Source organism: Pseudomonas sp. Pseusp15 (assembly GCF_059492165.1).
Genome location: NZ_CP168523.1, coordinates 161,246 through 185,368 on the forward strand (window position 1 = coordinate 161,246; position 24,123 = coordinate 185,368).

23 protein-coding genes are annotated in these 24,123 nt (G+C 59.6%); 17 read left to right on the top strand and 6 right to left on the bottom strand.

Going from position 1 to position 24,123, the window contains the following annotated elements:
- Positions 1-40: 40 nt before the first annotated feature.
- From lepA to pdxJ, 6 genes are all read left to right on the top strand, one after another.
- Positions 41-1,840 carry a translation elongation factor 4 gene (gene lepA, locus ACEN8R_RS00755; protein WP_018927092.1) on the top strand — a complete coding sequence of 600 codons (1,800 nt, stop codon included), beginning with the start codon at positions 41-43 and terminating at the stop codon, positions 1,838-1,840.
- A gap of 5 nt (positions 1,841-1,845) precedes the next feature.
- Positions 1,846-2,700, top strand: coding sequence for a signal peptidase I (lepB, locus tag ACEN8R_RS00760; protein ID WP_018927091.1), 855 nt, complete (start codon positions 1,846-1,848; stop codon positions 2,698-2,700).
- Between the two features lie 184 nt (positions 2,701-2,884).
- The gene (rnc, locus tag ACEN8R_RS00765; RefSeq protein ID WP_018927089.1) at positions 2,885-3,574 is read left to right on the top strand and encodes a ribonuclease III; all 690 of its coding nucleotides are present in this window, start codon (positions 2,885-2,887) and stop codon (positions 3,572-3,574) included.
- Positions 3,567-4,469, top strand: coding sequence for a GTPase Era (gene era, locus ACEN8R_RS00770; protein ID WP_018927088.1), 903 nt, complete (start codon positions 3,567-3,569; stop codon positions 4,467-4,469). The genes rnc and era overlap by 8 nt, the downstream gene beginning before the upstream one ends.
- A 98-nt stretch (positions 4,470-4,567) precedes the next feature.
- On the top strand, positions 4,568-5,257 hold the full coding sequence (gene recO / locus ACEN8R_RS00775) for a DNA repair protein RecO (RefSeq protein ID WP_018927087.1): 690 nt from the start codon (positions 4,568-4,570) through the stop codon (positions 5,255-5,257).
- 50 nt (positions 5,258-5,307) lie between these two features.
- Positions 5,308-6,054, top strand: coding sequence for a pyridoxine 5'-phosphate synthase (gene pdxJ, locus ACEN8R_RS00780; RefSeq protein WP_007936221.1), 747 nt, complete (start codon positions 5,308-5,310; stop codon positions 6,052-6,054).
- 129 nt (positions 6,055-6,183) lie between these two features.
- Here the strand turns inward: pdxJ and mltF are convergent, their stop codons facing one another.
- On the bottom strand, positions 6,184-7,644 hold the full coding sequence (gene mltF, locus ACEN8R_RS00785) for a membrane-bound lytic murein transglycosylase MltF (protein ID WP_018927086.1): 1,461 nt from the start codon (positions 7,642-7,644) through the stop codon (positions 6,184-6,186).
- Between the two features lie 274 nt (positions 7,645-7,918).
- Between mltF and purL the strand changes: the two genes are divergently transcribed.
- Together purL and ACEN8R_RS00795 are read left to right on the top strand one after the other, a co-directional pair.
- Positions 7,919-11,815, top strand: coding sequence for a phosphoribosylformylglycinamidine synthase (gene purL, locus ACEN8R_RS00790; protein ID WP_018927085.1), 3,897 nt, complete (start codon positions 7,919-7,921; stop codon positions 11,813-11,815).
- Between the two features lie 19 nt (positions 11,816-11,834).
- Positions 11,835-12,146, top strand: a complete 312-nt coding sequence (locus ACEN8R_RS00795) for a YqfO family protein (RefSeq protein ID WP_018927084.1) — start codon at positions 11,835-11,837, stop codon at positions 12,144-12,146.
- Positions 12,147-12,329: 183 nt separating this feature from the next.
- Here the strand turns inward: ACEN8R_RS00795 and ACEN8R_RS00800 are convergent, their stop codons facing one another.
- Complete coding sequence (locus ACEN8R_RS00800) at positions 12,330-12,833, bottom strand: L,D-transpeptidase family protein (protein WP_495624532.1); 504 nt, start codon at positions 12,831-12,833, stop codon at positions 12,330-12,332.
- A 66-nt stretch (positions 12,834-12,899) separates the two neighbouring features.
- Entirely contained in the window at positions 12,900-13,451 is a 552-nt protein-coding gene (locus ACEN8R_RS00805; RefSeq protein WP_495624533.1) for an NUDIX hydrolase, read from the bottom strand.
- Positions 13,452-13,597: 146 nt separating this feature from the next.
- Here ACEN8R_RS00805 and ACEN8R_RS00810 point away from each other — a divergent pair, with 146 nt between their 5' ends.
- The 5 genes from ACEN8R_RS00810 to purT all read left to right on the top strand — a co-directional run bounded on the left by ACEN8R_RS00810 (position 13,598) and on the right by purT (position 16,963).
- Positions 13,598-14,197, top strand: a complete 600-nt coding sequence (locus tag ACEN8R_RS00810; RefSeq protein ID WP_018927081.1) for a CoA pyrophosphatase — start codon at positions 13,598-13,600, stop codon at positions 14,195-14,197.
- Between the two features lie 68 nt (positions 14,198-14,265).
- Entirely contained in the window at positions 14,266-14,790 is a 525-nt protein-coding gene (locus ACEN8R_RS00815; RefSeq protein ID WP_007936184.1) for a gamma carbonic anhydrase family protein, read from the top strand.
- Positions 14,787-15,008, top strand: coding sequence for a DUF1289 domain-containing protein (locus ACEN8R_RS00820; protein ID WP_018927080.1), 222 nt, complete (start codon positions 14,787-14,789; stop codon positions 15,006-15,008). Before ACEN8R_RS00815 ends, ACEN8R_RS00820 begins: the two co-directional genes overlap by 4 nt.
- A 215-nt stretch (positions 15,009-15,223) precedes the next feature.
- Positions 15,224-15,691 (top strand): VUT family protein, encoded by a 468-nt coding sequence (locus tag ACEN8R_RS00825; RefSeq protein ID WP_018927079.1) that lies wholly within the window; start codon positions 15,224-15,226, stop codon positions 15,689-15,691.
- Between the two features lie 90 nt (positions 15,692-15,781).
- Entirely contained in the window at positions 15,782-16,963 is a 1,182-nt protein-coding gene (gene purT, locus ACEN8R_RS00830) for a formate-dependent phosphoribosylglycinamide formyltransferase (protein ID WP_018927078.1), read from the top strand.
- A 113-nt stretch (positions 16,964-17,076) separates the two neighbouring features.
- On the opposite strand, the gene ACEN8R_RS00835 is transcribed toward purT, so the two are convergent.
- From ACEN8R_RS00835 to ACEN8R_RS00845, 3 genes are all read right to left on the bottom strand, one after another.
- On the bottom strand, positions 17,077-18,393 hold the full coding sequence (locus tag ACEN8R_RS00835; RefSeq protein ID WP_018927077.1) for an MFS transporter: 1,317 nt from the start codon (positions 18,391-18,393) through the stop codon (positions 17,077-17,079).
- A gap of 252 nt (positions 18,394-18,645) precedes the next feature.
- Entirely contained in the window at positions 18,646-19,878 is a 1,233-nt protein-coding gene (locus ACEN8R_RS00840; RefSeq protein ID WP_026286495.1) for a transporter associated domain-containing protein, read from the bottom strand.
- A 12-nt stretch (positions 19,879-19,890) separates the two neighbouring features.
- Positions 19,891-20,703, bottom strand: coding sequence for a cytochrome C assembly family protein (locus tag ACEN8R_RS00845; RefSeq protein ID WP_018927074.1), 813 nt, complete (start codon positions 20,701-20,703; stop codon positions 19,891-19,893).
- Positions 20,704-20,913: 210 nt separating this feature from the next.
- On the opposite strand from ACEN8R_RS00845, the gene ffh reads away from it, so the two are divergent.
- The 4 genes from ffh to trmD all read left to right on the top strand — a co-directional run bounded on the left by ffh (position 20,914) and on the right by trmD (position 24,089).
- Positions 20,914-22,290, top strand: coding sequence for a signal recognition particle protein (gene ffh, locus ACEN8R_RS00850; RefSeq protein WP_018927073.1), 1,377 nt, complete (start codon positions 20,914-20,916; stop codon positions 22,288-22,290).
- A 250-nt stretch (positions 22,291-22,540) separates the two neighbouring features.
- The gene (rpsP, locus tag ACEN8R_RS00855) at positions 22,541-22,792 is read left to right on the top strand and encodes a 30S ribosomal protein S16 (protein WP_003198088.1); all 252 of its coding nucleotides are present in this window, start codon (positions 22,541-22,543) and stop codon (positions 22,790-22,792) included.
- Positions 22,793-22,797: 5 nt separating this feature from the next.
- Positions 22,798-23,334, top strand: coding sequence for a ribosome maturation factor RimM (rimM, locus tag ACEN8R_RS00860; RefSeq protein ID WP_018927072.1), 537 nt, complete (start codon positions 22,798-22,800; stop codon positions 23,332-23,334).
- Positions 23,316-24,089, top strand: a complete 774-nt coding sequence (gene trmD, locus ACEN8R_RS00865; protein WP_172901170.1) for a tRNA (guanosine(37)-N1)-methyltransferase TrmD — start codon at positions 23,316-23,318, stop codon at positions 24,087-24,089. The genes rimM and trmD overlap by 19 nt, the downstream gene beginning before the upstream one ends.
- Positions 24,090-24,123: the final 34 nt, after the last annotated feature.

Below are 24,123 nucleotides of genomic sequence, written 5' to 3' on the forward strand. Positions count from 1 at the left end.
TTCGGCGGGCTATGCCTGCAGCCTTTTTGAGTGTTGATCCGTGAGTGATTTGAGTCATATCCGCAATTTCTCCATCATCGCCCACATTGACCATGGCAAGTCGACGCTGGCCGATCGCTTCATCCAGATGTGCGGCGGCCTTGCCGAGCGCGAAATGGAAGCCCAGGTGCTGGATTCCATGGACCTGGAACGTGAACGCGGGATCACCATCAAGGCCCACAGCGTCACCCTGTATTACAAAGCCCGCGATGGCATTAACTACCAGCTGAACTTCATTGATACCCCGGGCCACGTCGACTTCACCTATGAAGTCAGCCGGTCGCTGGCGGCTTGTGAAGGTGCGTTGCTGGTGGTCGATGCCGGTCAGGGCGTCGAGGCGCAGTCGGTTGCCAACTGCTACACGGCGATCGAACAGGGCCTGGAAGTCATGCCGGTGCTGAACAAGATCGACCTGCCACAGGCCGATCCGGAGCGCGTCAAGGAAGAAATCGAAAAAATCATCGGCATCGATGCCACCGACGCGGTCGAGTGCAGTGCCAAGACCGGCCTGGGCGTCGATGAAGTGCTCGAGCGTCTGGTTCACACCATTCCCGCGCCGACCGGCAACATCGAAGATCCGTTGCAAGCGTTGATCATCGACTCCTGGTTCGACAACTACCTTGGCGTTGTTTCCCTGGTTCGTGTGCGCCACGGTCGGGTGAAGAAGGGCGACAAGATTCTGGTCAAGTCCACCGGCAAGATCCACCTGGTGGACAGCGTCGGTGTATTCAACCCGAAGCACACCCCTACCGTCGACCTGAAGGCCGGTGAAGTAGGCTTCATCATCGCCAGCATCAAGGACATTCACGGTGCGCCAGTGGGCGATACCCTGACCTTGAGCTCGACGCCGGACGTCGATGTGCTGCCAGGCTTCAAACGCATTCAGCCGCAGGTGTACGCCGGCCTGTTCCCGGTCAGCTCCGACGACTTCGAAGACTTCCGCGAGGCGCTGCAAAAGCTCACCCTCAACGATTCGTCGCTGCAATACACACCGGAAAGCTCAGACGCACTGGGTTTCGGCTTCCGTTGCGGCTTCCTCGGCATGCTGCACATGGAAATCATCCAGGAGCGCCTGGAGCGCGAATACAACCTGGACCTGATTACCACGGCGCCGACGGTAATCTTCGAGCTGCTGCTCAAGACCGGCGAGACGATCTACGTCGATAACCCGTCCAAGCTGCCAGACCTGTCTGCCATCGAAGACATGCGCGAGCCAATCGTGCGCGCCAATATTCTTGTGCCGCAAGAGCACTTGGGTAACGTCATTACCCTGTGTATCGAAAAACGTGGCGTACAGGTCGATATGCTGTTCCTCGGCTCCCAGGTACAAGTGACCTACGACCTGCCGATGAACGAAGTGGTGCTGGACTTCTTTGATCGTTTGAAATCCACCAGTCGCGGCTATGCTTCTCTGGACTACCATTTCGATCGTTACCAATCGGCCAGCCTGGTGAAACTGGACGTGCTGATCAACGGCGACAAGGTCGACGCTCTGGCGCTGATCGTGCACCGTGACAACTCGCACTACAAAGGTCGCCAGTTGACCGAGAAGATGAAAGACCTGATTCCGCGGCAGATGTTCGACGTGGCAATCCAGGCCGCCATTGGCGGTCAGATTGTGGCGCGTACAACCGTCAAGGCACTCAGAAAGAACGTATTGGCCAAATGCTACGGTGGTGACGTCAGCCGTAAGAAAAAGCTGCTGGAAAAGCAAAAGGCCGGTAAAAAACGCATGAAGCAGGTCGGTAACGTGGAAATTCCACAAGAAGCCTTCCTTGCCGTGCTCAGGTTGGATAGTTAGGTCCTATGTCACTAAATTTCCCGCTGTTGCTGGTCATCGCCGTGTTCGTCTGCGGCCTGTTGGCGTTGCTCGATCTGCTGTTCCTGGCGCCACGGCGCCGGGCTGCCATCAACTCCTATCAGGGGAGCGTCAGCCAGGCTGACATGGTAGTGATCGAGAAACTGAACAAAGAGCCGCTGCTGGTCGAATACGGCAAGTCGTTCTTCCCGGTGTTGTTCATCGTGCTGGTGCTGCGTTCGTTCCTGGTGGAACCGTTCCAGATTCCTTCCGGCTCGATGAAGCCAACCCTGGATGTCGGTGACTTCATTCTGGTGAACAAGTTTTCTTACGGGATCCGCTTGCCGGTGATCGACAAGAAAGTCATCGAAGTCGGTGATCCGCAGCGCGGCGATGTGATGGTGTTCCGCTACCCGAGCGACCCGAACGTCAACTACATCAAGCGTGTAGTGGGCCTGCCGGGCGATCAGATTCGCTACACCGCCGACAAGCGCCTGTTCGTCAATGGTGAGTCGATTGCCGAACAACTGGTCGGCTCCGAGCCGGGCACGTTGGGTAGCGCTGAGCTCTACAAGGAAAAACTTGGCGCCGCCGAGCACCTGATCCGCAAGGAAATGAGCCGCTACCGCGCAACGCCGGACCATTCGTGGACCGTGCCGGCCGGGCACTACTTCATGATGGGCGACAACCGCGACAACTCGAACGACAGTCGCTACTGGGATGATCCGAGCATTCCCAAGGATCTGCTGGGCATGGTTCCCGACAAGAATATCGTCGGCAAGGCCTTCGCAGTCTGGATGAGCTGGCCGGAACCCAAACTCGGTCACCTGCCGAATTTCTCGCGGGTTGGTCTGATCAAGTAATCACACACGGCGCTGTTGAACACAGCGCCGAATGCATTTCTGGAGTCGGCACAATCGGCGACAGGAGCATGAAAACAACGATATTCAGGACGTTATTTTTGAACACAGCGTTAATTGTCCCAAGCCTGCGCCGCATCAAGGCCCTGGCGGTGGAATCCAACCACGAACTCAGCGTGGGTAAACCGTGAGCGTCTCCTTAAGCCGTCTCGAGCGTCAGCTCGGTTACACCTTCAAGGATCAGGAACTGATGGTCCTGGCCCTGACTCACCGCAGTTTTGCCGGGCGCAACAACGAACGCCTGGAATTCCTCGGCGATGCCATCCTCAATTTCGTCGCCGGCGAGGCGTTGTTCGATCGCTTCCCGCTGGCCCGTGAAGGCCAGTTGTCGCGTTTGCGCGCACGCCTGGTGAAAGGTGAGACCCTGGCCGTACTGGCTCGTGGTTTCGACCTGGGTGAATACCTGCGCCTGGGCTCCGGCGAATTGAAAAGCGGCGGTTTCCGTCGCGAGTCGATTCTGGCCGATGCCCTCGAAGCGCTGATCGGTGCGATCTACCTGGACGCCGGCATGGAGGTGGCGCGCGAACGCGTGCTGGCCTGGCTGGCCGGAGAGTTCGAAGGCCTGACGCTGGTCGACACCAACAAAGATCCGAAAACCCGCCTGCAGGAATTCCTGCAGTCCCGTGGTTGTGAGCTGCCGCGTTACGAAGTGGTGGATATCCAGGGTGAGCCGCATTGCCGGACGTTCTTCGTCGAATGTGAAATCATCTTACTGAATGAAAAAAGCCGAGGTCAGGGTGTGAGTCGTCGTATTGCCGAACAGGTAGCGGCCGCCGCAGCACTGATTGCCCTGGGTGTGGAGAATGGCAATGACTGATTCAACCGCAACTCGCTGTGGCTATGTTGCCATCGTCGGTCGTCCCAACGTGGGCAAGTCCACGCTGCTGAACCACATTCTGGGTCAGAAACTGGCGATCACCTCACGCAAGCCGCAGACCACCCGCCACAACATGCTCGGCATCAAGACCGAGGGCGACGTTCAGGCGATCTACGTCGACACCCCGGGTATGCACAAGGGCGGCGAAAAGGCCCTGAACCGTTACATGAACAAGACCGCTTCGGCGGCGTTGAAAGACGTCGACGTGGTGATCTTCGTGGTTGACCGTACCAAGTGGACCGACGAAGACCAGATGGTCCTCGAGCGCGTTCAGTACGTGACCGGTCCGCTGATTGTGGCGCTGAACAAGACCGACCGCATCGAAGACAAATCCGAGCTGATGCCGCACCTGACCTGGTTGCAGGAACAGCTGCCGAACGCGCAGATCATGCCGATCTCTGCCCAGCACGGGCACAACCTTGACACGCTGGAGCGAGTGATCGCCGAGCACCTGCCGGAAAACGATCACTTCTTCCCGGAAGATCAGATCACCGACCGCAGCAGCCGCTTCCTTGCGGCTGAACTGGTACGCGAAAAAATCATGCGTCAGATGGGCGCCGAGCTGCCGTACCAGATCACCGTGGAAATCGAAGAGTTCAAGCAGCAGGGCAAAACCCTGCACATTCACGCTTTGATCCTCGTTGAACGTGACGGTCAGAAGAAAATCATCATTGGCGACAAGGGCGAGCGCATCAAGCGCATCGGCACCGAAGCGCGCAAGGACATGGAGCTGCTGTTCGACTCCAAGATCATGCTCAATCTGTGGGTCAAGGTGAAAGGTGGCTGGTCTGACGACGAGCGCGCCTTGCGTTCGCTGGGTTACGGCGACCTGTAAATCGTCCAGCAGCACATCGATTCAATTGCAAGAGCGAGCTTTTGTGGCGAGGGAGCAAGTTCCCTCGCCACAGTGGATCTCCAGAGATTCGGAAACTGATGTCATCCAGCCCGCCCATCGGCCAACCCGCCTACGTGCTCCATTCCCGCGCCTACCGCGAAAGCAGTGCGCTGGTGGATTTCCTCACGCCGCAAGGTCGGCTGCGGGCGGTGTTGCGCAGTGCGCGGGGCAAGGCCGGGACGTTGGCGCGGCCGTTCGTGCCGCTGGAAGTCGAGTTCCGTGGCCGGGGCGAACTGAAGAATGTCGGCCGCATGGAAAGCGCCGGCGTTTCCACCTGGCTCAATGGCGAAGCGCTGTTCAGTGGTCTCTACCTCAACGAATTGCTGATCCGCTTGCTGCCCGCCGAAGATCCTCATCCCGCGGTTTTCGATCACTACGCCGCGACCTTGCTTGCCCTGGCCGAAGGTCGACCACTGGAACCATTGCTGCGCTCCTTCGAATGGCGACTGCTCGATGATCTCGGTTATGGCTTCGCGCTGAATACCGACATCCATGGCGACCCCATTGCGCCGGACGGTCTCTACCGCTTGCAGGTGGATGCGGGTCTTGAGCGGGTTTACTTGTTGCAACCAGGCCTGTTCAACGGTACCGAACTGCTGGCCATGGCCGATGCCGACTGGTCCGCGCCCGGTGCGCTGTCCGCCGCCAAGCGCTTGATGCGTCAGGCGTTGGCCGTTCACTTGGGTGGACGTCCATTGGTTAGTCGTGAGTTGTTTCGAAAGCCGTAGTCTCCCCGTATGCTGTGCACCGAACTTCCCCCTTCTTCAGGAGCGCTTCCGTGACCACCAGCAATCGCATTCTTCTTGGCGTGAACATCGACCACGTTGCCACCCTGCGTCAGGCCCGGGGTACTCGTTACCCGGATCCGGTCAAGGCAGCGCTGGACGCGGAAGAGGCGGGCGCTGACGGCATCACCGTGCACCTGCGTGAAGACCGCCGGCACATTCAGGAGCGCGATGTCCTGCTGCTCAAGGACGTGCTGCAAACCCGCATGAATTTCGAAATGGGCGTCACCGAAGAAATGATGGCGTTCGCCGAGCGTATCCGCCCGGCGCACGTTTGCCTGGTGCCGGAAACCCGTCAGGAACTGACCACTGAAGGCGGTCTGGACGTAGCGGGGCAGGAAGCGCGGATCAAGGCGGCGGTGGATCGCCTGGCGAAGATTGGCTGCGAAGTGTCGCTGTTCATCGACGCTGACGAGCGGCAGATTGAGGCGTCCCGTCGTGTCGGCGCGCCGGCCATTGAATTGCACACCGGGCGTTACGCGGACGCCGAGACGCCAACCGAAGTTGCTGAAGAGCTCAAGCGTGTGGCCGATGGCGTGGCATTCGGTCTGGCCCAAGGCCTGATCGTCAACGCCGGCCATGGTTTGCACTATCACAACGTCGAGGCTGTTGCGGCAATCAAGGGCATCAACGAACTGAACATCGGCCATGCGCTGGTGGCCCATGCGTTGTTCGTCGGGTTCAAGTCGGCAGTGTCGGAGATGAAGGCGCTGATTCTGGCTGCTGCACTAAAGGGTTGAGATCGGCGGTGCTGCCTTCGCGGGCAAGCCTCGCTCCTACAGTTTCGTGTCGATACGCAATTGTGTGTTCGACGCAAACCTGTAGGAGCGAGGCTTGCCCGCGAAGGCGTCATCGGAGACAACAATAATTTAAAGCGGTGGGGTTTCCTGGCTCGGCTTGGTCTTGTCGACCCCCGGCACATGCAGGTTGCCCTCGGCGACCTGGGTGCCTTCGAGCTGCGGCTGCGTGACCCACGTCAGGATGTCGTAGTAGCGACGGATGTTCGCCACGAAATGCACCGGTTCGCCGCCACGGGCGTAGCCATAACGAGTCTTGCTGTACCACTGCTTCTGCGAAAGGCGGGGCAGTATTTTCTTCACGTCCAGCCATTTGTCCGGATTCAACCCTTCCTTGGCCGCCAGTTTTCGCGCGTCATCCAAGTGACCGCTGCCCACGTTGTAGGCGGCCAGCGCGAACCACGTACGATCCGGCTCCTGGATCGACTCGTCCAGTTGATCCTTCATGTAGACCAGGTATTTCGCGCCGCCCATGATGCTCTGCTTGGGGTCTAGGCGATTGGAAACGCCCATGGCTTGCGCCGTGTTCTGGGTCAGCATCATCAATCCGCGCACGCCGGTCTTGGACGTGACCGCCGCTTGCCACAGCGATTCCTGATAACCGATCGCCGCCAGCAGGCGCCAGTCGACTTTTTCTTTCTTGGCGGACGCCTTGAAGTGCTGTTCGTATTTGGGCAGTCGTTGCTGCAAGTGCTGGGCGAAGGTGGTGGCGCCCATATAGCCGAGTACGTCGACATGCCCGTAGTAGCGGTCTTTGAGGCGTTGCAGGGTGCCGTTTTGCTTTACTTTGTCGAGGTAGGTGTTGATTTCGTTGAGCAGGCTGTTGTCATCGCCGGCGGCCACGGCCCAGCTCTGGTTGCTGGCATCACCGAGGTCGAAGGCGACCCGCACGTTGGGGAAGTAGACCTGGTTCATCGCCACTTCGTTGGAGTCGACCAGGGTCAGGTCGATCTGACCTTCGTCGACCATGCGCAGCAGGTCGACGACTTCAACCGCGTCGGACTCTTCGTATTCAATGCCGGGATATTTCTTTTTCAGCTCTGCCAATTGCTCGGCGTGGGTGCTGCCCTTGAGCACGATGATCTTCTTGCCGACCAGATCGCCTGCGTCGGTCGGCCGCGACTGGCCGTTGCGATAGATGATCTGCGGGGTGACTTCGAGGTAGGAATGGGAAAACCGCACCTGCTTTTTGCGGTCCTCGCTGCTGACCAGGCCGGCAGCGGCCAGCACCGGGCCATTTGGCTTGCCCACCTGATTGAACAGGTCGTCGAGATTGTCGGCGGTTTCGATCTTGAGTTCGACCCCCAGATCGTCGGCGAAGCGCTTCACCAGCTCGTATTCGAAGCCGGTTTCACCATTGCGATCCTGAAAGTAGGTGGCGGGGCTGTTCCGGGTAACCACCCGCAGCACGCCATCCTCCTTTACGCGCTCCAGCGTGTTGGGTTTATCAACACAGCCACTGAGCATCAGGAAGAGTCCGGTTGCGATCAGCCATTTGGCGTACCGCGGACGCAAAGCCGTTGGGAAAAACATCTGCGCAGTATACGCAAAGGACCACGAGCGCCATATCTCGACAGAGAAGGGCTTGTCTGCTAGGGCTTCAAAAACCCGCTTGGAGCCCACAGGAATGGGCCCGAACAGCATTTTGTGACAGAAAAAATAACCCCCGGCGCGCACCTGTTCAGGGCCCGAATACCCGGCCCGACGTTCGGGTGCAACCGCGTGCACCGTTTCGGGTGATGTCGCGGGCGGTTTAGGCTAGAATGCACGGCCTCAAAGCACACCCCTTCCCGAGGCTGTCCCGAAGATGTTGATCCTGCGCGGCGCTCCTGCCCTTTCTGCCTTTCGCCACAGCAAACTCCTTGAGCAACTGAGCCAGAAGGTTCCAGCTGTCAGCGGCTTGTATGCTGAATTCGCTCACTTCGCCGAAGTTACCGGCGTCCTGACCGGCGACGAACAGCAGGTGCTCGCGCGCCTTCTGAAGTACGGCCCTAGCGTTCCGGTACAAGAGCCCACTGGTCGTCTGTTCCTGGTATTGCCGCGTTTCGGCACCATTTCGCCGTGGTCCAGTAAAGCCAGCGATATCGCTCGCAACTGCGGCCTGACCAAGATCCAGCGCCTGGAGCGCGGCATCGCGTTCTATGTCGCCGGCCAGTTCAGCGACGCCGAAGCGCAGCTGATTGCAGACGCGCTGCACGACCGCATGACCCAGATTGTGCTGGGCAACCTCGAACAAGCCTCCGGCCTGTTCAGCCACGCCGAACCCAAGCCCCTGACCGCGATCGACGTGCTGGGTGGCGGCCGCGCCGCGCTGGAAAAAGCCAACACCGAGCTGGGCCTGGCCCTGGCCGAAGACGAAATCGACTACCTGGTCAACGCCTTCCTTGGTTTGAAGCGCAACCCGCACGACATCGAACTGATGATGTTCGCCCAGGCGAACTCCGAGCACTGCCGTCACAAGATCTTCAACGCCAGTTGGGACATCGACGGTCAGAGCCAGGAAAAAAGCCTGTTCGGCATGATCAAGAACACCTATCAGATGCACAGCGAAGGTGTTCTGTCGGCTTATAAAGACAACGCATCGGTGATCGTCGGCTCCGTGGCCGGTCGTTTCTTCCCGGACCCTGAAACCCGCCAGTACGGCGCGGTGCAGGAACCGGTGCACATCCTGATGAAAGTCGAAACGCACAACCACCCAACCGCGATTGCCCCGTTCCCGGGCGCATCCACCGGTAGCGGCGGCGAGATTCGCGACGAAGGCGCCACCGGTCGCGGTGCCAAGCCAAAGGCTGGCCTGACCGGTTTCACCGTGTCGAACCTGCAGATCCCGGGCTTCGAACAGCCGTGGGAAGTGCCATACGGCAAGCCCGAGCGCATCGTTACCGCGCTGGACATCATGATCGAAGGCCCGTTGGGCGGCGCTGCATTCAACAATGAATTCGGCCGTCCGGCGCTGACGGGTTACTTCCGTACCTTCGAACAGTCGATCACCACCCCTCATGGTGACGAAGTTCGCGGTTACCACAAGCCGATCATGCTGGCTGGCGGCATGGGCAACATCCGTGAAGAACACGTCAAGAAAGGCGAAATCGTCGTTGGCTCCAAGCTGATCGTACTTGGCGGCCCGGCGATGCTGATCGGTCTGGGTGGCGGCGCGGCTTCCTCCATGGCCACCGGCACCAGCTCGGCGGACCTGGACTTCGCTTCCGTACAACGTGAAAACCCCGAGATGGAGCGTCGTTGCCAGGAAGTCATCGACCGTTGCTGGCAACTGGGCGACAAAAACCCGATCAGCTTCATCCACGACGTCGGCGCGGGCGGTCTGTCCAACGCCTTCCCGGAACTGGTCAACGATGGCGACCGTGGTGGCCGTTTCGAACTGCGCAACATTCCAAACGACGAGCCGGGCATGGCCCCGCACGAAATCTGGAGTAACGAATCCCAGGAACGCTACGTTCTGGCAGTCGGCCCGGCGGACTTCGAACGCTTCAAGGCGATCTGCGAGCGTGAGCGTTGCCCATTCGCGGTAGTCGGCGAAGCCACTGCCGAGCCGCAACTGACCGTGACCGACAGCCACTTCGGCAACAGCCCGGTGGACATGCCGCTCGAAGTGCTGCTGGGCAAAGCCCCGCGCATGCACCGTTCGGTGGTTCGTGAAAACGAGCTGGGCGACGATTTCGATCCGTCGACCCTCGACATCGCCAACTGCGTCGAGCGCGTCCTGCATCACCCGGCCGTGGCCAGCAAGAGCTTCCTGATCACCATCGGCGACCGCACCATCACCGGCCTCGTGGCCCGTGACCAGATGGTTGGCCCGTGGCAGGTTCCGGTGGCCGACGTTGCCGTTACCGCCACCAGCTTCGACGTTTATACCGGTGAAGCCATGGCCATGGGCGAGCGCACTCCGCTGGCCCTGCTGGACGCTCCGGCGTCGGGCCGCATGGCCATCGGCGAAACCCTGACCAACATCGCCGCCTCGCGCATCGCCAAGATCTCCGACATCAAACTGTCGGCGAACTGGATGTCCGCTGCCGGTCACCCAGGTGAAGACGCACGTCTGTATGACACCGTGAAAGCGGTCGGCATGGAACTGTGCCCTGAGCTGGGCATCACCATTCCGGTGGGCAAGGACTCCATGTCCATGGCCACTCGCTGGAACGACGAAGGTGTCGATAAGGCGGTCACTTCGCCGATGTCGCTGATCGTGACCGGTTTCGCGCCAGTGGCTGACATCCGTCAGACCCTGACTCCGCAACTGCGCATGGACAAGGGCACCACCGACCTGATCCTGATCGACCTCGGTCGCGGCCAGAACCGCATGGGTGCCTCGATCCTCGCGCAGGTTCACGGCAAGCTCGGCAAACAAGCCCCGGACGTCGATGACGCCGAAGACCTGAAAGCCTTCTTCGCGGTGATCCAGGGCCTCAACGCCGACGGTCACCTGCTGGCTTACCACGACCGTTCCGACGGTGGTCTGCTGACCAGCGTGGTGGAAATGGCGTTTGCCGGCCACTGCGGTCTGAGCCTGAACCTCGACGGTCTGGCAGAGACTTCCGCCGATATCGCCGCGATCCTGTTCAACGAAGAACTGGGCGCCGTGATTCAGGTTCGCCAGGACGCCACCGCGGATATCCTCGCGCAGTTCAGCGCTGCTGGCCTGGGCGACTGCGTATCGGTGATCGGTCAGCCGATGAACAACGGCGAGATCAGCATCACGTTTAACGGCGATACCGTATTCGAAGGTCAGCGTCGTCTGCTGCAACGTCAGTGGGCTGAAACCAGCTACCAGATCCAGCGTCTGCGTGATAACGCCGACTGCGCCGAACAAGAGTTCGACGTGCTGCTGGAAGAAGACAACCCGGGCCTGAGCGTCAAGCTCAGCTATGACGTCAACCAGGACGTCGCCGCGCCTTACATCAAGAAAGGCATTCGCCCACAGGTTGCCGTGCTGCGTGAGCAGGGCGTCAACGGTCAGGTGGAAATGGCGGCCGCGTTCGACCGTGCCGGTTTCAACGCGATCGACGTGCACATGAGCGACATCCTGGCTGGCCGTGTCGACCTGAACGACTTCAAGGGCATGGTCGCTTGCGGCGGTTTCTCCTACGGCGACGTACTGGGTGCCGGCGAAGGCTGGGCCAAGTCCGCGCTGTTCAACAGTCGCGCTCGCGATGCCTTCCAGGGCTTCTTCGAACGTACCGACAGCTTCACCCTCGGCGTGTGCAACGGTTGCCAGATGATGTCCAACCTGCACGAACTGATCCCGGGCAGCGAGTTCTGGCCGCACTTCGTGCGTAACCGTTCCGAGCAGTTCGAAGCCCGCGTGGCCATGGTTCAGATCCAGGAGTCGAACTCGATCTTCCTGCAGGGCATGGCCGGTTCGCGCATGCCGATCGCCATCGCCCACGGTGAAGGCCATGCCGAATTCGCCAGCGAAGAAGCGTTGCTGCAAGCCGATCTGTCGGGTTGCGTGGCGATGCGTTTCGTCGACAACCACGGTAAGGTCACCGAGAAATACCCGGCCAACCCGAACGGCTCGCCGCGCGGGATCACCGGTTTGACCAGTCGCGACGGTCGCGTGACCATCATGATGCCGCACCCGGAGCGTGTGTTCCGCGCGGTGCAGAACTCGTGGCGTTCGGAAGACTGGAACGAAGACGCACCTTGGATGCGTATGTTCCGTAACGCTCGCGTCTGGGTGAACTAAGAGCGGGGAGCTGATTGCCGTGTACAAGCTTTGCTTTTTTGTTCCGGCCAGTCATGTTGAAGTGGTCAAAAGCGCTGTATTCGCCGCCGGTGGCGGGCGGATCGGGGCTTATGACCACTGTGCGTGGCAGGTGTTTGGCTTGGGTCAGTTTCGTCCGCTGGAGGGCAGTCAGCCGTTCATTGGCGAGGCTGGGCAGGTCGAGCAGGTTGAGGAATGGAAGGTTGAGCTTGTGGTCAGCGATGAGTTGATCCGGGCGGTGGTGGTGGCTCTGAAAGAGAGCCATCCCTATGAGACGCCGGCTTACGAGGTATGGCGGTTAGAGGATTTTTGATTCTCTGGCCGCTGCAATGAGAAACCCGCTGATTCTTCAGCGGGTTTTTTATTGCTCGGGATTTAACCTCTGACCTGATCCGTGATCTTCTGATCTATTTTTTCGAAGCCGACCGAAGGTAGCAGCCAGAACACACTTGATCATTCCCACGCTCTGCGTGGGAGTGATCATTATGGGGGGAAGTTACGGGCGGATTTCGATCATCGTGCCGTCCGGTACCAGACCCCAGACTTCGCGCATGTCCATGTTGCGCATGGCGATGCAGCCATCGGTCCAGTCCAGCGTGTGGAACAAGTCTTCCGGATTGTCTTCGGTGTCCGGGGTACCGTGGATCATGATCATGCCGCCAGGCTCGACGCCTTCGCGTCGGGCGCGGGCGGAGTCGCTGATGTTGGGGTAGGAGATGTGCATCGCCAGGTTGAAACGGTCGCTGGTCTTGCGCCAGTCCAGCCAGTAAAGGCCTTCGGGGGTGCGTTTATCACCTTCCATCAGTTTTGGGCCAGTGGGGCGTTTGCCCAATGAAATGCGATAGGTCTTGAACGGCTTGCCGTCGTTGATCAACTGCAACTGATGGGCAGATTTGAGGACCAGAACTTTTTCGATGACTTTGCCGTCCGGGGCGGCCGCGACGGAAGCCTGGGAGACTGCGACGAACGATAAGCAAAACAGGGCAAGCAACCAGCGCATTGAAACGATATCCCTAAGAGGTGTCGCGACTATTTTATTTATAGATGGTTTTTTACTAACAAGTGCTTAGATGATGGCAGGCTGAGCGAGTGGCGGGATCGATTCGGACCGCACGGGGTAGACCTCGGCCCGCCGGTCAGCGAAGAAGCATTCTAATGTACGGCCCACCGTGCGGAAAGCCAGTTCGCCCCAAGGAATATCGGCCTCTTCGAACAGCTGCACTTCCAGGCTCTCGGGGCCTGCGCGAAAATCCAGATCCACAAGCTCGGCGCGAAAGAACACATGCACCTGACTGATGTGCGGCACATCGATCAGCGTATAGATGCTCAGGTTGCGTACCCGGGCGCAAGCTTCTTCGGCGGTCTCGCGAATGGCGGCCTGTTCGATGGTCTCACCATTTTCCATGAAACCGGCGGGCAGGGTCCAATAACCGAGCCGTGGCTCGATGGCGCGACGGCACAGCAATATCTTCGAACCCCAGGTCGGCACGCAACCGGCGACGATATTGGGGTTCTGGTAATGAATGGTATGACAGCTGTCGCAGACAAAACGCAGGCGCGAATCGCCTTCGGGAATGCGCTGGGTTACCGGGTTGCCGCATTGACTGCAATATTTCATGCTTGGGTTCCTGAATGCTGCGCCTATCTTGGCGTGCAGCGGTGTCGGTCGGCAAGTTGTCGTTTCGCGACATGAGGCTTTTCGGGGGTTGGGCGGCCGGTGCGATTGGTGCATGATGCAGGGTAAGGCACAGATCGAGAAGACTCATGCTGGACGAGCTACTGCACCGGGTAAGCAATCACACACCGCGTACGCTGGAAACCGACCGACGTTTCCCCGAAGCCGCGGTATTGGTGCCCATCACGCGCAGTGACGAACCTGAACTGGTCCTGACCCTTCGCGCCAGCGGGCTCTCGACCCATGGCGGTGAAGTCGCTTTTCCCGGCGGTCGACGCGACCCTGAAGACCCTGATCTGATCTTTACCGCTCTGCGCGAGGCCGAAGAAGAAATCGGCCTGCCGCCGGGGCTGGTCGAAGTGATCGGCCCACTGAGCCCGCTGATCTCCCTGCACGGCATCAAGGTCACGCCCTATGTCGGCGTGATTCCGGATTTCGTCGAATACCTGGCCAACGATGCCGAGATCGCCGCAGTGTTCAGCGTGCCTCTGGAATTCTTCCGCAAGGACCCGCGCGAGCACACCCACCGCATCGACTATCAGGGCCACAGTTGGTATGTGCCGAGCTATCGTTATGGCGAGTACAAGATCTGGGGGTTGACGGCGATCATGATCGTCGAGTTGATCAACCTGCTCTATGACGCGAAAATCAGCCTGCATCAACCGCCCAAGAGTTTTATCAACACCTGAAGCCATCGCTCGTATGGCGTGAATCCTGCTTTTCGCTAGTGAGCCAGCCTGGTCGTGAGGACAACAAGATGAAATACCGCCTGGGCGACGCCCGCGTCGAGACCCACCCGCAGAGCTGGGTCGCACCCAATGCCGTGCTGGTGGGCAAGGTCAAACTGGAAGAGGGCGCCAACGTCTGGTTCAACGCCGTGTTGCGTGGCGACAACGAATTGATCCTGATCGGCAAGAACAGCAACGTGCAGGACGGCACCGTGATGCACACCGACATGGGCTATCCACTGACCATCGGTACCGGCGTGACCATCGGTCACAATGCCATGCTCCACGGCTGCACGGTGGGCGATTACAGTCTGATCGGCATCAACGCAGTGATCCTCAACGGCGCGAAAATCGGCAAGAACTGCATCATCGGCGCCAACTCGCTGATCGGTGAAGGCAAGGAAATTCCGGACGGCTCGCTGGTCATGGGCTCGCCGGGCAAGGTGGTACGCGAACTGACCGAGCCGCAGAAGAAGATGCTCGAAGCCAGCGCCGCGCACTATGTGCACAACTCGCAGCGTTATGCCCGCGATCTGGTCGAGCAGGAACAATGAGCACACCTGAACGTGAGCGACCGGTCCCGTCGCCGTGCGTGAACATTTGTGCGCTGGATGAGGATGACATTTGCACCGGGTGTCAACGCACGGTGGAAGAGATCACCCGCTGGAGCCGGATGGACAACGAGGAGCGGCGCAAGGTGCTGGGGTTGTGTCATGAGCGGGCGAAGTCGAGTGGGCTGATCTGGATGTTGCCTTCCAAATCCGATTCCTGATTTTTTGTGGTAGCGCGGCTTTTGTGGCGAGGGGGCTTGCCCCCGTTGCGTTGCGAAGCGGCGCTAAACCTGCGACTTCATTCTTTCAGGCGTACGGCGTTTGCTGATTTCACGACTGCTGCGCAGCCGAAAGGGGGCAAGCCCCCTCGCCACAGGTTATCTGTGCGCTGAAGATGAAGTACCCTGTGCACAAAATTGACAGGTATCTCCCGTCCATGCTCTTCCTGATCGCCTACATCAGCAGCGTCGTGCTGATCAATTACGCCTTTTCCACCGCCCCGCACCTGGACATCATCTGGTCGGCCTGGGGTGGCCTGGTGTTCGTGCTGCGCGACATGGTGCAAACCCGCTTCGGCCATGGCGCGATCGCGGCGATGCTGGTGGCGCTGGGGCTGTCTTACGTTACCTCCGATCCCTCAATTGCTCTCGCCAGTGCCACGGCGTTCGCCGTGTCCGAGTGCATCGACTGGCTGGTGTTCAGCCTCACCAAGCGCCCGTTGCACGATCGCCTGTGGATAAGTTCGGCCCTGAGCATCCCGCTGGACACCTTCATCTTCTTCGGCATGATCGATGCGCTCACACCGGGCGTGATCTTCACTGCGCTGGGTTCGAAGTTCGCGGGCGTCACCGTGGTCTGGTTGGCCATGGCATGGCGCCTGCGCAAACAGGCTGTCGTCAGCTGAAGCCAAACCCTCAGGTTCATGTAAAATGCCGCGCTTTCTCCCCATGGGAAGCGCGCTTCCCTCGATGATCCGCTCCTTTGAGGACCTGAGATGACCCGTATCGGAACTCCATTGTCGCCAACCGCGACCCGCGTATTGATGTGTGGCTGTGGTGAGTTGGGCAAGGAAGTGGTGATCGAGCTGCAACGCCTGGGCGTTGAAGTGATTGCCGTGGATCGCTACGCCAATGCGCCGGCCATGCAAGTCGCCCATCGCAGCCATGTGATCAATATGCTCGACGGTGCCGCCCTGCGTGCGGTGATCGAAGCCGAGAAACCGCACTTCATCGTGCCGGAAATCGAAGCCATCGCCACCGCGACCCTGGTGGAGCTGGAGTCCGAAGGCTTCACCGTGATCCCGACTGCCCGCGCCGCACAGTTGACCATGAACCGCGAAGGCATCCGTCGCCTGGCCGCTGAAGAGCTGGACCTGCCGACATCGCCGTACCACTTCGCCGACACCTTCGAGGACTACCGCAAGGCAGTCGAAGACCTGGGCTTCCCGTGCGTGGTCAAACCGGTCATGAGTTCCTCGGGCAAGGGCCAGAGCCTGCTGCGCAGCGTCGATGACGTGCAGAAAGCCTGGGATTACGCTCAAGAAGGCGGCCGCGCCGGTAAAGGTCGCGTGATCATCGAAGGCTTCATCGACTTCGACTACGAAATCACTCTGCTGACTGTGCGTCACGTCGGCGGCACTACGTTCTGTGCGCCTGTCGGTCACCGTCAGGAGAAGGGCGACTACCAGGAATCCTGGCAGCCACAAGCCATGAGCCCGGTTGCTTTGGCCGAATCCGAGCGCGTCGCCAAAGCGGTCACCGAAGCCTTGGGCGGTCGTGGCCTGTTTGGCGTCGAGTTGTTCATCAAGGGTGATCAGGTGTGGTTCAGCGAAGTCTCGCCGCGCCCGCATGACACCGGTCTGGTGACCCTGATTTCCCAGGACCTGTCGCAGTTCGCACTGCACGCACGGGCGATCCTGGGCCTGCCGATTCCACTGATCCGTCAGTTCGGCCCATCGGCGTCGGCGGTGATTCTGGTGGAAGGGCAGTCGACTCAGACCGCTTTCGCCAACCTGGGTGCAGCGTTGAGCGAGCCGGATACTGCGTTGCGTCTGTTCGGCAAGCCTGAAGTCAATGGCCAGCGGCGGATGGGGGTTGCGTTGGCTCGCGACGAGTCTATCGAAGCTGCTCGTGCAAAAGCGACCCGTGCTGCTCAGGCTGTTGTAGTCGAGCTGTAAACCGAGGCGCGGCATTCGCGGGCAAGCCTCGCTCCTACAGGGATCACGTCAAGACGCAAGTGCGTTCGACAAATGACCCGTAGGAGCGAGGCTTGCCCGCGAAGCTTTTGGCTTCAGGCAACCCGATTCAAATCGTTATTGCGTGTCTCCTTCAGGCACAGCACTGCGACTAAGCTTAGTACTGCCGCCCCCGACACATACCCGCCGACATAACTCAAGCCACCCATCGCCACCAGTTTCTGCGCAAAGAACGGTGCCGCCGAGGCACCGACAATACCGCCCAGGTTGTAAGCCGCCGATGCGCCGGTATAGCGCACGTGGGTCGGAAACAGCTCCGGCAGCAGCGCGCCCATCGGCGCAAACGTCACGCCCATCAGAAACAGTTCTATGCACAGGAACAACGCCACGCCCCAGGTCGAGCCATGGGTCAGCAGCGGTTCCATCAAGAATCCGGACAGAATCGCCAGCACGCCGCCGATGATCAGCACCGGCTTACGCCCGAAACGGTCGCTGGCCCAGGCCGACAGCGGTGTTGCGGCCGCCATGAACAGCACCGCGAAACACAGCAGGGCGAGAAAGGTTTCCCGGGTGTAGCCAAGCGTCGACACACCGTAACTCAGCGAAAACACTGTCGAGATGTAAAACAGTGCATAGCACACCACCATCGACCCGGCGCCCAGCAGCATCGGTGCCCAGTATTGGCTGAACAGCTCGACCAGCGGAATCTTCACCCGCTCCTGGCGAGCCACGGCGTTGGCGAACACCGGGGTTTCGTGGAGCTTGAGGCGTACGTACAAGCCGACCATCACCAGCGCGGCACTGAGCAGGAACGGAATCCGCCAGCCCCACGAACGGAATTGCTCGTCGTTCAGGCTCATGGCCAGGGTCAGGAACAGGCCGTTGGCCGCCAGAAATCCGATCGATGGGCCGAGTTGCGGAAACATGCCGAACCAGGCGCGCTTGCCTTTGGGTGCGTTCTCCGTGGCCAGCAATGCGGCGCCGCCCCATTCGCCGCCCAGTCCCAGGCCTTGGCCGAAGCGCAGCACGCAAAGCAGGATCGGCGCCCAGGCGCCAATGCTGTCGTAACCCGGCAGTACGCCGATCAGCGTGGTGCACACGCCCATCAGCAGCAAGGACGCAACCAGTGTCGATTTGCGTCCGATGCGGTCACCAAAATGGCCGAACAACGCCGAACCCAGCGGCCGCGCAAGGAAAGCGATGCCGAAGGTGAGGAATGCCGACAGCATCTGCGCGGTGCCGGAGGTTTGTGGAAAGAACACCGGGCCGATCACCAATGCTGCGGCGGTGGCATAGACGTAGAAGTCGTAGAACTCGATGGCCGTGCCGATGAAACTCGCGGTAGCCACGCGGGTGGCGGAGTTCGTCGGTTGGGCAGGCGCGGTGTCGCTGAACGTTGTGCTGGTCGTCATGTCGTTATCCCTGACAGTCATGTGCCCCAGTGGAGCGAATTATTATGGTCGAATACCCAGGGATGTGGGTTGAGGATCGGTCGCTGTTCAAGGTAGGAACAGTCGCCGCAGTGGTACGGATGGTGTCGAAGATCTGGCCGGAACCTGCTGCATGCGGGGTAAGCATGTGGTTCGGTGGGAGGCTTGGGTAAGCCGGCTCGATTATAGGAAGGTGGCTAACTATCGAACAAGAGGGGCGGTTGTTTTAACCCGTTAACGGATAAACGCAGGCGCTGAGCTGGTATGCCAGATCAGCACGCGCGTGACGCGATTTTCTTCAGTCTCCAGAATCTCCAGCCGGTATCGTCCGATCTTCAGGCACACCGCACTGTCCGGAATCGTCTCCAACGCCTCGGTCACCAAGCCGTTGAGGGTTTTCGGACCATCGCTGGGCAAATGCCAGCCGAGGCTCTTGTTCAGTTCGCGGATGGACGCTGCGCCATCAATCACCAGTCGGCCATCGGCCTGCGGGTGAATGTGCGGGTTATCCAGGCTGTGCTGGCTTTCGAACTCTCCGACGATTTCTTCGAGAATATCTTCCAGGGTCACGATACCCAGTACTTCCCCGTACTCGTCGACCACCATGCCCAAGCGCCGCTGCTGCTTGTGGAAATTCAGCAATTGCAGTTGCAACGGTGTGCTTTCCGGCACGAAGTACGGTTCGTGACTGGCCGCCAGCAGCGCTTCCACAGTCAGGCTTGAATCCGGCAACAAATGACGGATCTGCCGGGTGTTGAGCACCGCTTCGACCTGGTTGATGTCGCTGTGGAATACCGGCAGGCGGGTGCGCCTGTTGTGGCGCAGTTGCTCGATGATTTCTTCGAGGGGGTCGTCCAGGTTGATCCCGTCGACGTCGCTGCGTGGCACCAGAATATCGTTGACCGTGATGTTATCCAGTGCGTGGATACCTGACAGTGGGCGATAGGCCGCGCGTTCGTGATCGTCGTGCCGATCTGCCGGTGTCTCGTCTTCGCTTTGCTGCACCACGTTGATTTTGCGGGCGAATGGCCGCATCAGCAGTTGGCTGATGCCATTGAGTAGCCATGCGGCGGGATAGACGATTTTCAGCGGTATGCCGAGCAGTGTGTTGCCCAAGGCCAGGACGGCATCCGGATAGCGTGCGGCGAGGGCGCGTGGCAGGTAGTCGGCGAACACCAGCAACACTGCGCCGGCACCGAGGCAGGCAATCCAGGGGCCGTTTTGCGCCCAGGTGAAAATCGCCAGCAAGGTGCTGATGACCACCACCAGCGCGCGGCACAAGGTGTTGCAGAGGATCAGGCTGTTGAGCGGGAAGCTCAGCTTGGCCACGGGTTTGTCGCTGGAGCGCGAGGCCGTGCGCTGGGCCAGTAATTGCTGTTGCGCAACTTCGATGGCGGTAAACAGCCCCGACCATAAAATCAGCAGGGCCAGCACCGCGAGCATCGGTCCTATGGGCAAGTCGTCCATTAATGCCGCCCGTCAGATGTGCAGAATGTATTCGCGGACCAGCTTGCTGCCGAAATACGCCAGCATCAGCAGGCAGAAACCGGCAAGGGTCCAGCGGATGGCTTTGTGTCCGCGCCAGCCGAGACGGTTGCGCCCCCAGAGCAGCACGCTGAACACGATCCAGGCCAGGCACGCCAGCAGGGTTTTATGCACCAGGTGCTGGGCGAACAGGTTCTCGACGAACAGCCAGCCGGAAATCAGCGACAACGACAGCAGGCTCCAGCCGGCCCAGAGGAAACCGAACAGCAGGCTTTCCATGGTTTGCAGCGGCGGGAAGTTCTTGATCAGCCCGGACGGATGCTTGTGCTTGAGCTGATGGTCCTGAACCAGCAGCAGCAAGGCCTGGAACACCGCGATGGTGAACATGCCATAAGCGAGGATCGACAAGAGAATGTGGGCGAGAATGCCTGGCTCTTCGTCGATGACCTGCACCGTGCCGGCGGGGGCGAACTGTGCCAGCAACACTGTTGCGGCGCCCAGCGGGAACAGCAATACAAGCAGGTTTTCCACTGGAATCCGTGAGCAGGCCAGCAGGGTCAGGGCGATGACCGCTGCGGCAATCAGGCTGGCGGCGCTGAAAAAGTCCAGGGCCAGGCCGACCGGAGTCAGCAGATAGCTGATCAGGCTGGCGCTGTGGGCCAGCACGGCCAGTACGCCGAGCGTGACCAGCAGGCGTTTGTTCGCCTTGGCACCGGTGGCCAGGCGAGTGCCTTGATAGAAGGTCGCAGCGGCATATAAGCAGGCGGCGGCGAGGGTGGTAAGCAAGCTGGGTGACAAGGGGAGCATAAATCCTGTTAGGCAGGCCCGAAAGGCGTTGAGTTTGGCATAGAACCCATACGGCACGAAAGACCATACAAGCTGACGGCGAGGTGTCCGCCAGACGCAGTCTTCGCTATAATCCGCGACCTGCCCACGCCGCAGGCTCGCCGAGCACATGTTGATTCCGGTCTGGGCCGCCATTATCCCGGTCTACACAGGGCCTGAAAGGATCGCGCAATGTTTGAAAACTTAACCGACCGTCTCTCACAGACGCTGCGCCATGTCACCGGCAAGGCCAAGCTGACCGAAGACAACATCAAAGACACCCTGCGTGAAGTGCGCATGGCGTTGCTCGAAGCCGACGTCGCCTTGCCGGTGGTCAAAGACTTCGTCAATTCGGTCAAGGAACGCGCTGTCGGCACCGAGGTGTCGCGCAGCCTGACGCCGGGCCAGGCCTTCGTGAAGATCGTCCAGGCCGAACTCGAAAGCCTGATGGGCGCGGCCAACGAAGATTTGAACCTGAGCGCCGTTCCACCGGCCGTGGTTCTGATGGCCGGTTTGCAGGGTGCGGGTAAAACCACCACCGCCGGCAAACTGGCGCGCTTCCTTAAGGAGCGCAAGAAGAAGTCGGTCATGGTCGTGTCCGCGGACGTTTACCGTCCGGCGGCGATCAAGCAGCTGGAAACCCTGGCCAGCGACATCGGCGTGACGTTCTTCCCGTCCGACCTGAGCCAGAAGCCGGTTGACATCGCTCAAGCGGCTATTAAAGAAGCCAAGCTGAAATTCATCGACGTGGTCATCGTCGACACCGCCGGTCGTTTGCACATCGACGAAGAGATGATGGGCGAGATCAAGGCGCTGCACGCCGCGATCAATCCGGTCGAAACCCTGTTCGTGGTCGATGCCATGACCGGCCAGGACGCCGCCAACACGGCCAAGGCCTTCGGTGATGCATTGCCGCTGACCGGTGTGATCCTGACCAAGGTCGACGGTGATGCCCGTGGCGGTGCCGCACTGTCGGTACGTGCCATTACCGGCAAGCCGATCAAGTTCATCGGTATGGGCGAGAAGAGCGAAGCGCTCGAGCCGTTCCACCCTGAGCGTATCGCATCGCGCATCCTCGGCATGGGCGACGTGCTCAGCCTGATCGAACAGGCCGAAGCGACCCTCGACAAGGACAAGGCCGACAAGCTGGCCAAGAAGCTGAAGAAGGGCAAGGGCTTCGACCTCGAAGACTTCCGCGATCAGCTGCAACAGATGAAGAACATGGGCGGTCTCGGCGGCCTCATGGACAAACTGCCGAATATCGGTGGTGTGAACCTGGCGCAGATGGGCAATGCCCAGGGTGCGGCAGAGAAGCAATTCAAGCAGATGGAAGCCATCATCAATTCCATGACCCCGGCCGAGCGCCGCGACCCTGAGCTGATCAGTGGTTCGCGCAAGCGCCGGATCGCCATGGGTTCCGGCACCCAGGTGCAGGACATCGGTCGCTTGATCAAGCAGCACAAGCAGATGCAGAAGATGATGAAGAAATTCTCCGCGAAAGGCGGAATGGCCAAAATGATGCGCGGCATGGGCGGTATGTTGCCCGGCGGCGGCATGCCCAAGATGTAAAGAATTCGCGCAGGAGCTTGCTCCTGCGCCGACCCACACGGACGTGGGATCTCCAGCAAACCCGCACTTGGCGGGAGCTGACTGGCCATCTTCAGCGATGGCTCTATAGCAAATCTGGATGGCACGCCGATAGGCGCCGGAAAAAGACATTTGCAAAAGTCCGGATATTCCTTAGAATATGCGGCCTTTCGGGCACCTATGCCCGCTGTGCATTTAGATTTGCAGCACCGACTACAGGAACGATGTTCACATGCTAACAATCCGTCTTGCCCTTGGCGGCTCCAAAAAGCGCCCGTTTTACCACTTGACCGTAACCGACAGCCGCAACCCGCGTGACGGTTCGCACAAGGAACAGGTTGGTTTCTTCAACCCTGTTGCTCGTGGTCAAGAAGTTCGTCTGTCCGTGAACCAAGAGCGCGTAGCCTACTGGCTGAGCGTTGGTGCACAGCCTTCTGAGCGCGTTGCTCAGTTGTTGAAGGAATCTGCTAAGGCTGCGGCCTGAGCAATATGAACGCGACGCCAGCTGTTGCTGATGATTTGATCGTTATCGGCAAGATTTATTCTGTTCACGGCGTTCGCGGCGAAGTGAAGGTGTATTCCTTTACTGATCCGATTAAAAACCTGTTGGACTACAAAACCTGGACGCTCAGGCGCGAAGGCAACGTAAAACAGGTCGAGCTGGTCAGCGGACGCGGGAACGACAAGTTCCTGGTCGCAAAGCTCAAGGGTCTTGATGATCGTGAAGAAGCTCGTCTTCTGGCTGGTTATGAGATCTGCGTGCCGCGCAACCTGTTCCCTGAATTGACCGATGGCGAGTACTACTGGTACCAGCTGGAAGGTCTGAAGGTCATCGATACTCGCGGGCAATTGTTCGGGAAAATCGATCATCTTCTGGAAACCGGCGCCAATGATGTAATGGTGGTCAAGCCTTGCGCTGGCAGCCTGGATGATCGCGAACGCCTGTTGCCGTATACCGAGCAATGCGTGTTGGCCGTCGATCTGGCAGCGGGCGAGATGAAGGTGGAATGGGATGCGGACTTCTAAACGTGGCTAACCTGCGCGTAGAAGTGATCAGTTTGTTTCCCGAGATGTTCTCCGCCATCAGCGAGTACGGCATCACCAGTCGGGCGGTGAAACAGGGGTTGTTGCAGCTTACCTGTTGGAATCCGCGAGACTACACGACGGATCGACATCACACTGTGGATGATCGCCCATTTGGCGGTGGTCCGGGCATGGTGATGAAGATCAAGCCCCTGGAAGATGCTCTGGTTCAGGCCAAGGCAGCAGCCGGGGAGGCGGCGAAGGTAATTTACCTGTCCCCCCAAGGCCGTCAACTGACACAGTCGGCGGTGCGCGAGTTGGCGAATCTGGATGCATTGATCCTGATTGCCGGCCGCTATGAAGGCATTGACGAGCGTTTTATTGATGCTCATGTCGATGAAGAGTGGTCGATTGGCGACTATGTACTGTCTGGCGGCGAGCTGCCGGCGATGGTCCTGATCGATGCGGTTACACGACTGCTGCCTGGAGCTTTAGGGCATGCGGACTCCGCTGAGGAAGATTCCTTTACGGATGGTTTGCTGGATTGCCCGCACTACACCCGACCGGAGGTGTATGCGGATCAGCGTGTTCCCGACGTATTGCTAAGTGGCAATCACGCGCACATCCGGCGTTGGCGTTTACAGCAGTCCCTTGGTCGGACCTATGAACGACGCGCCGATCTTCTGGAAAGCCGCTCGCTTTCTGGAGAAGAGAAGAAGCTGCTCGAGGAATACATCCGCGAGCGGGACGATAGTTAACAACGTATCGATGGTAGATCCGACGATTTACCTT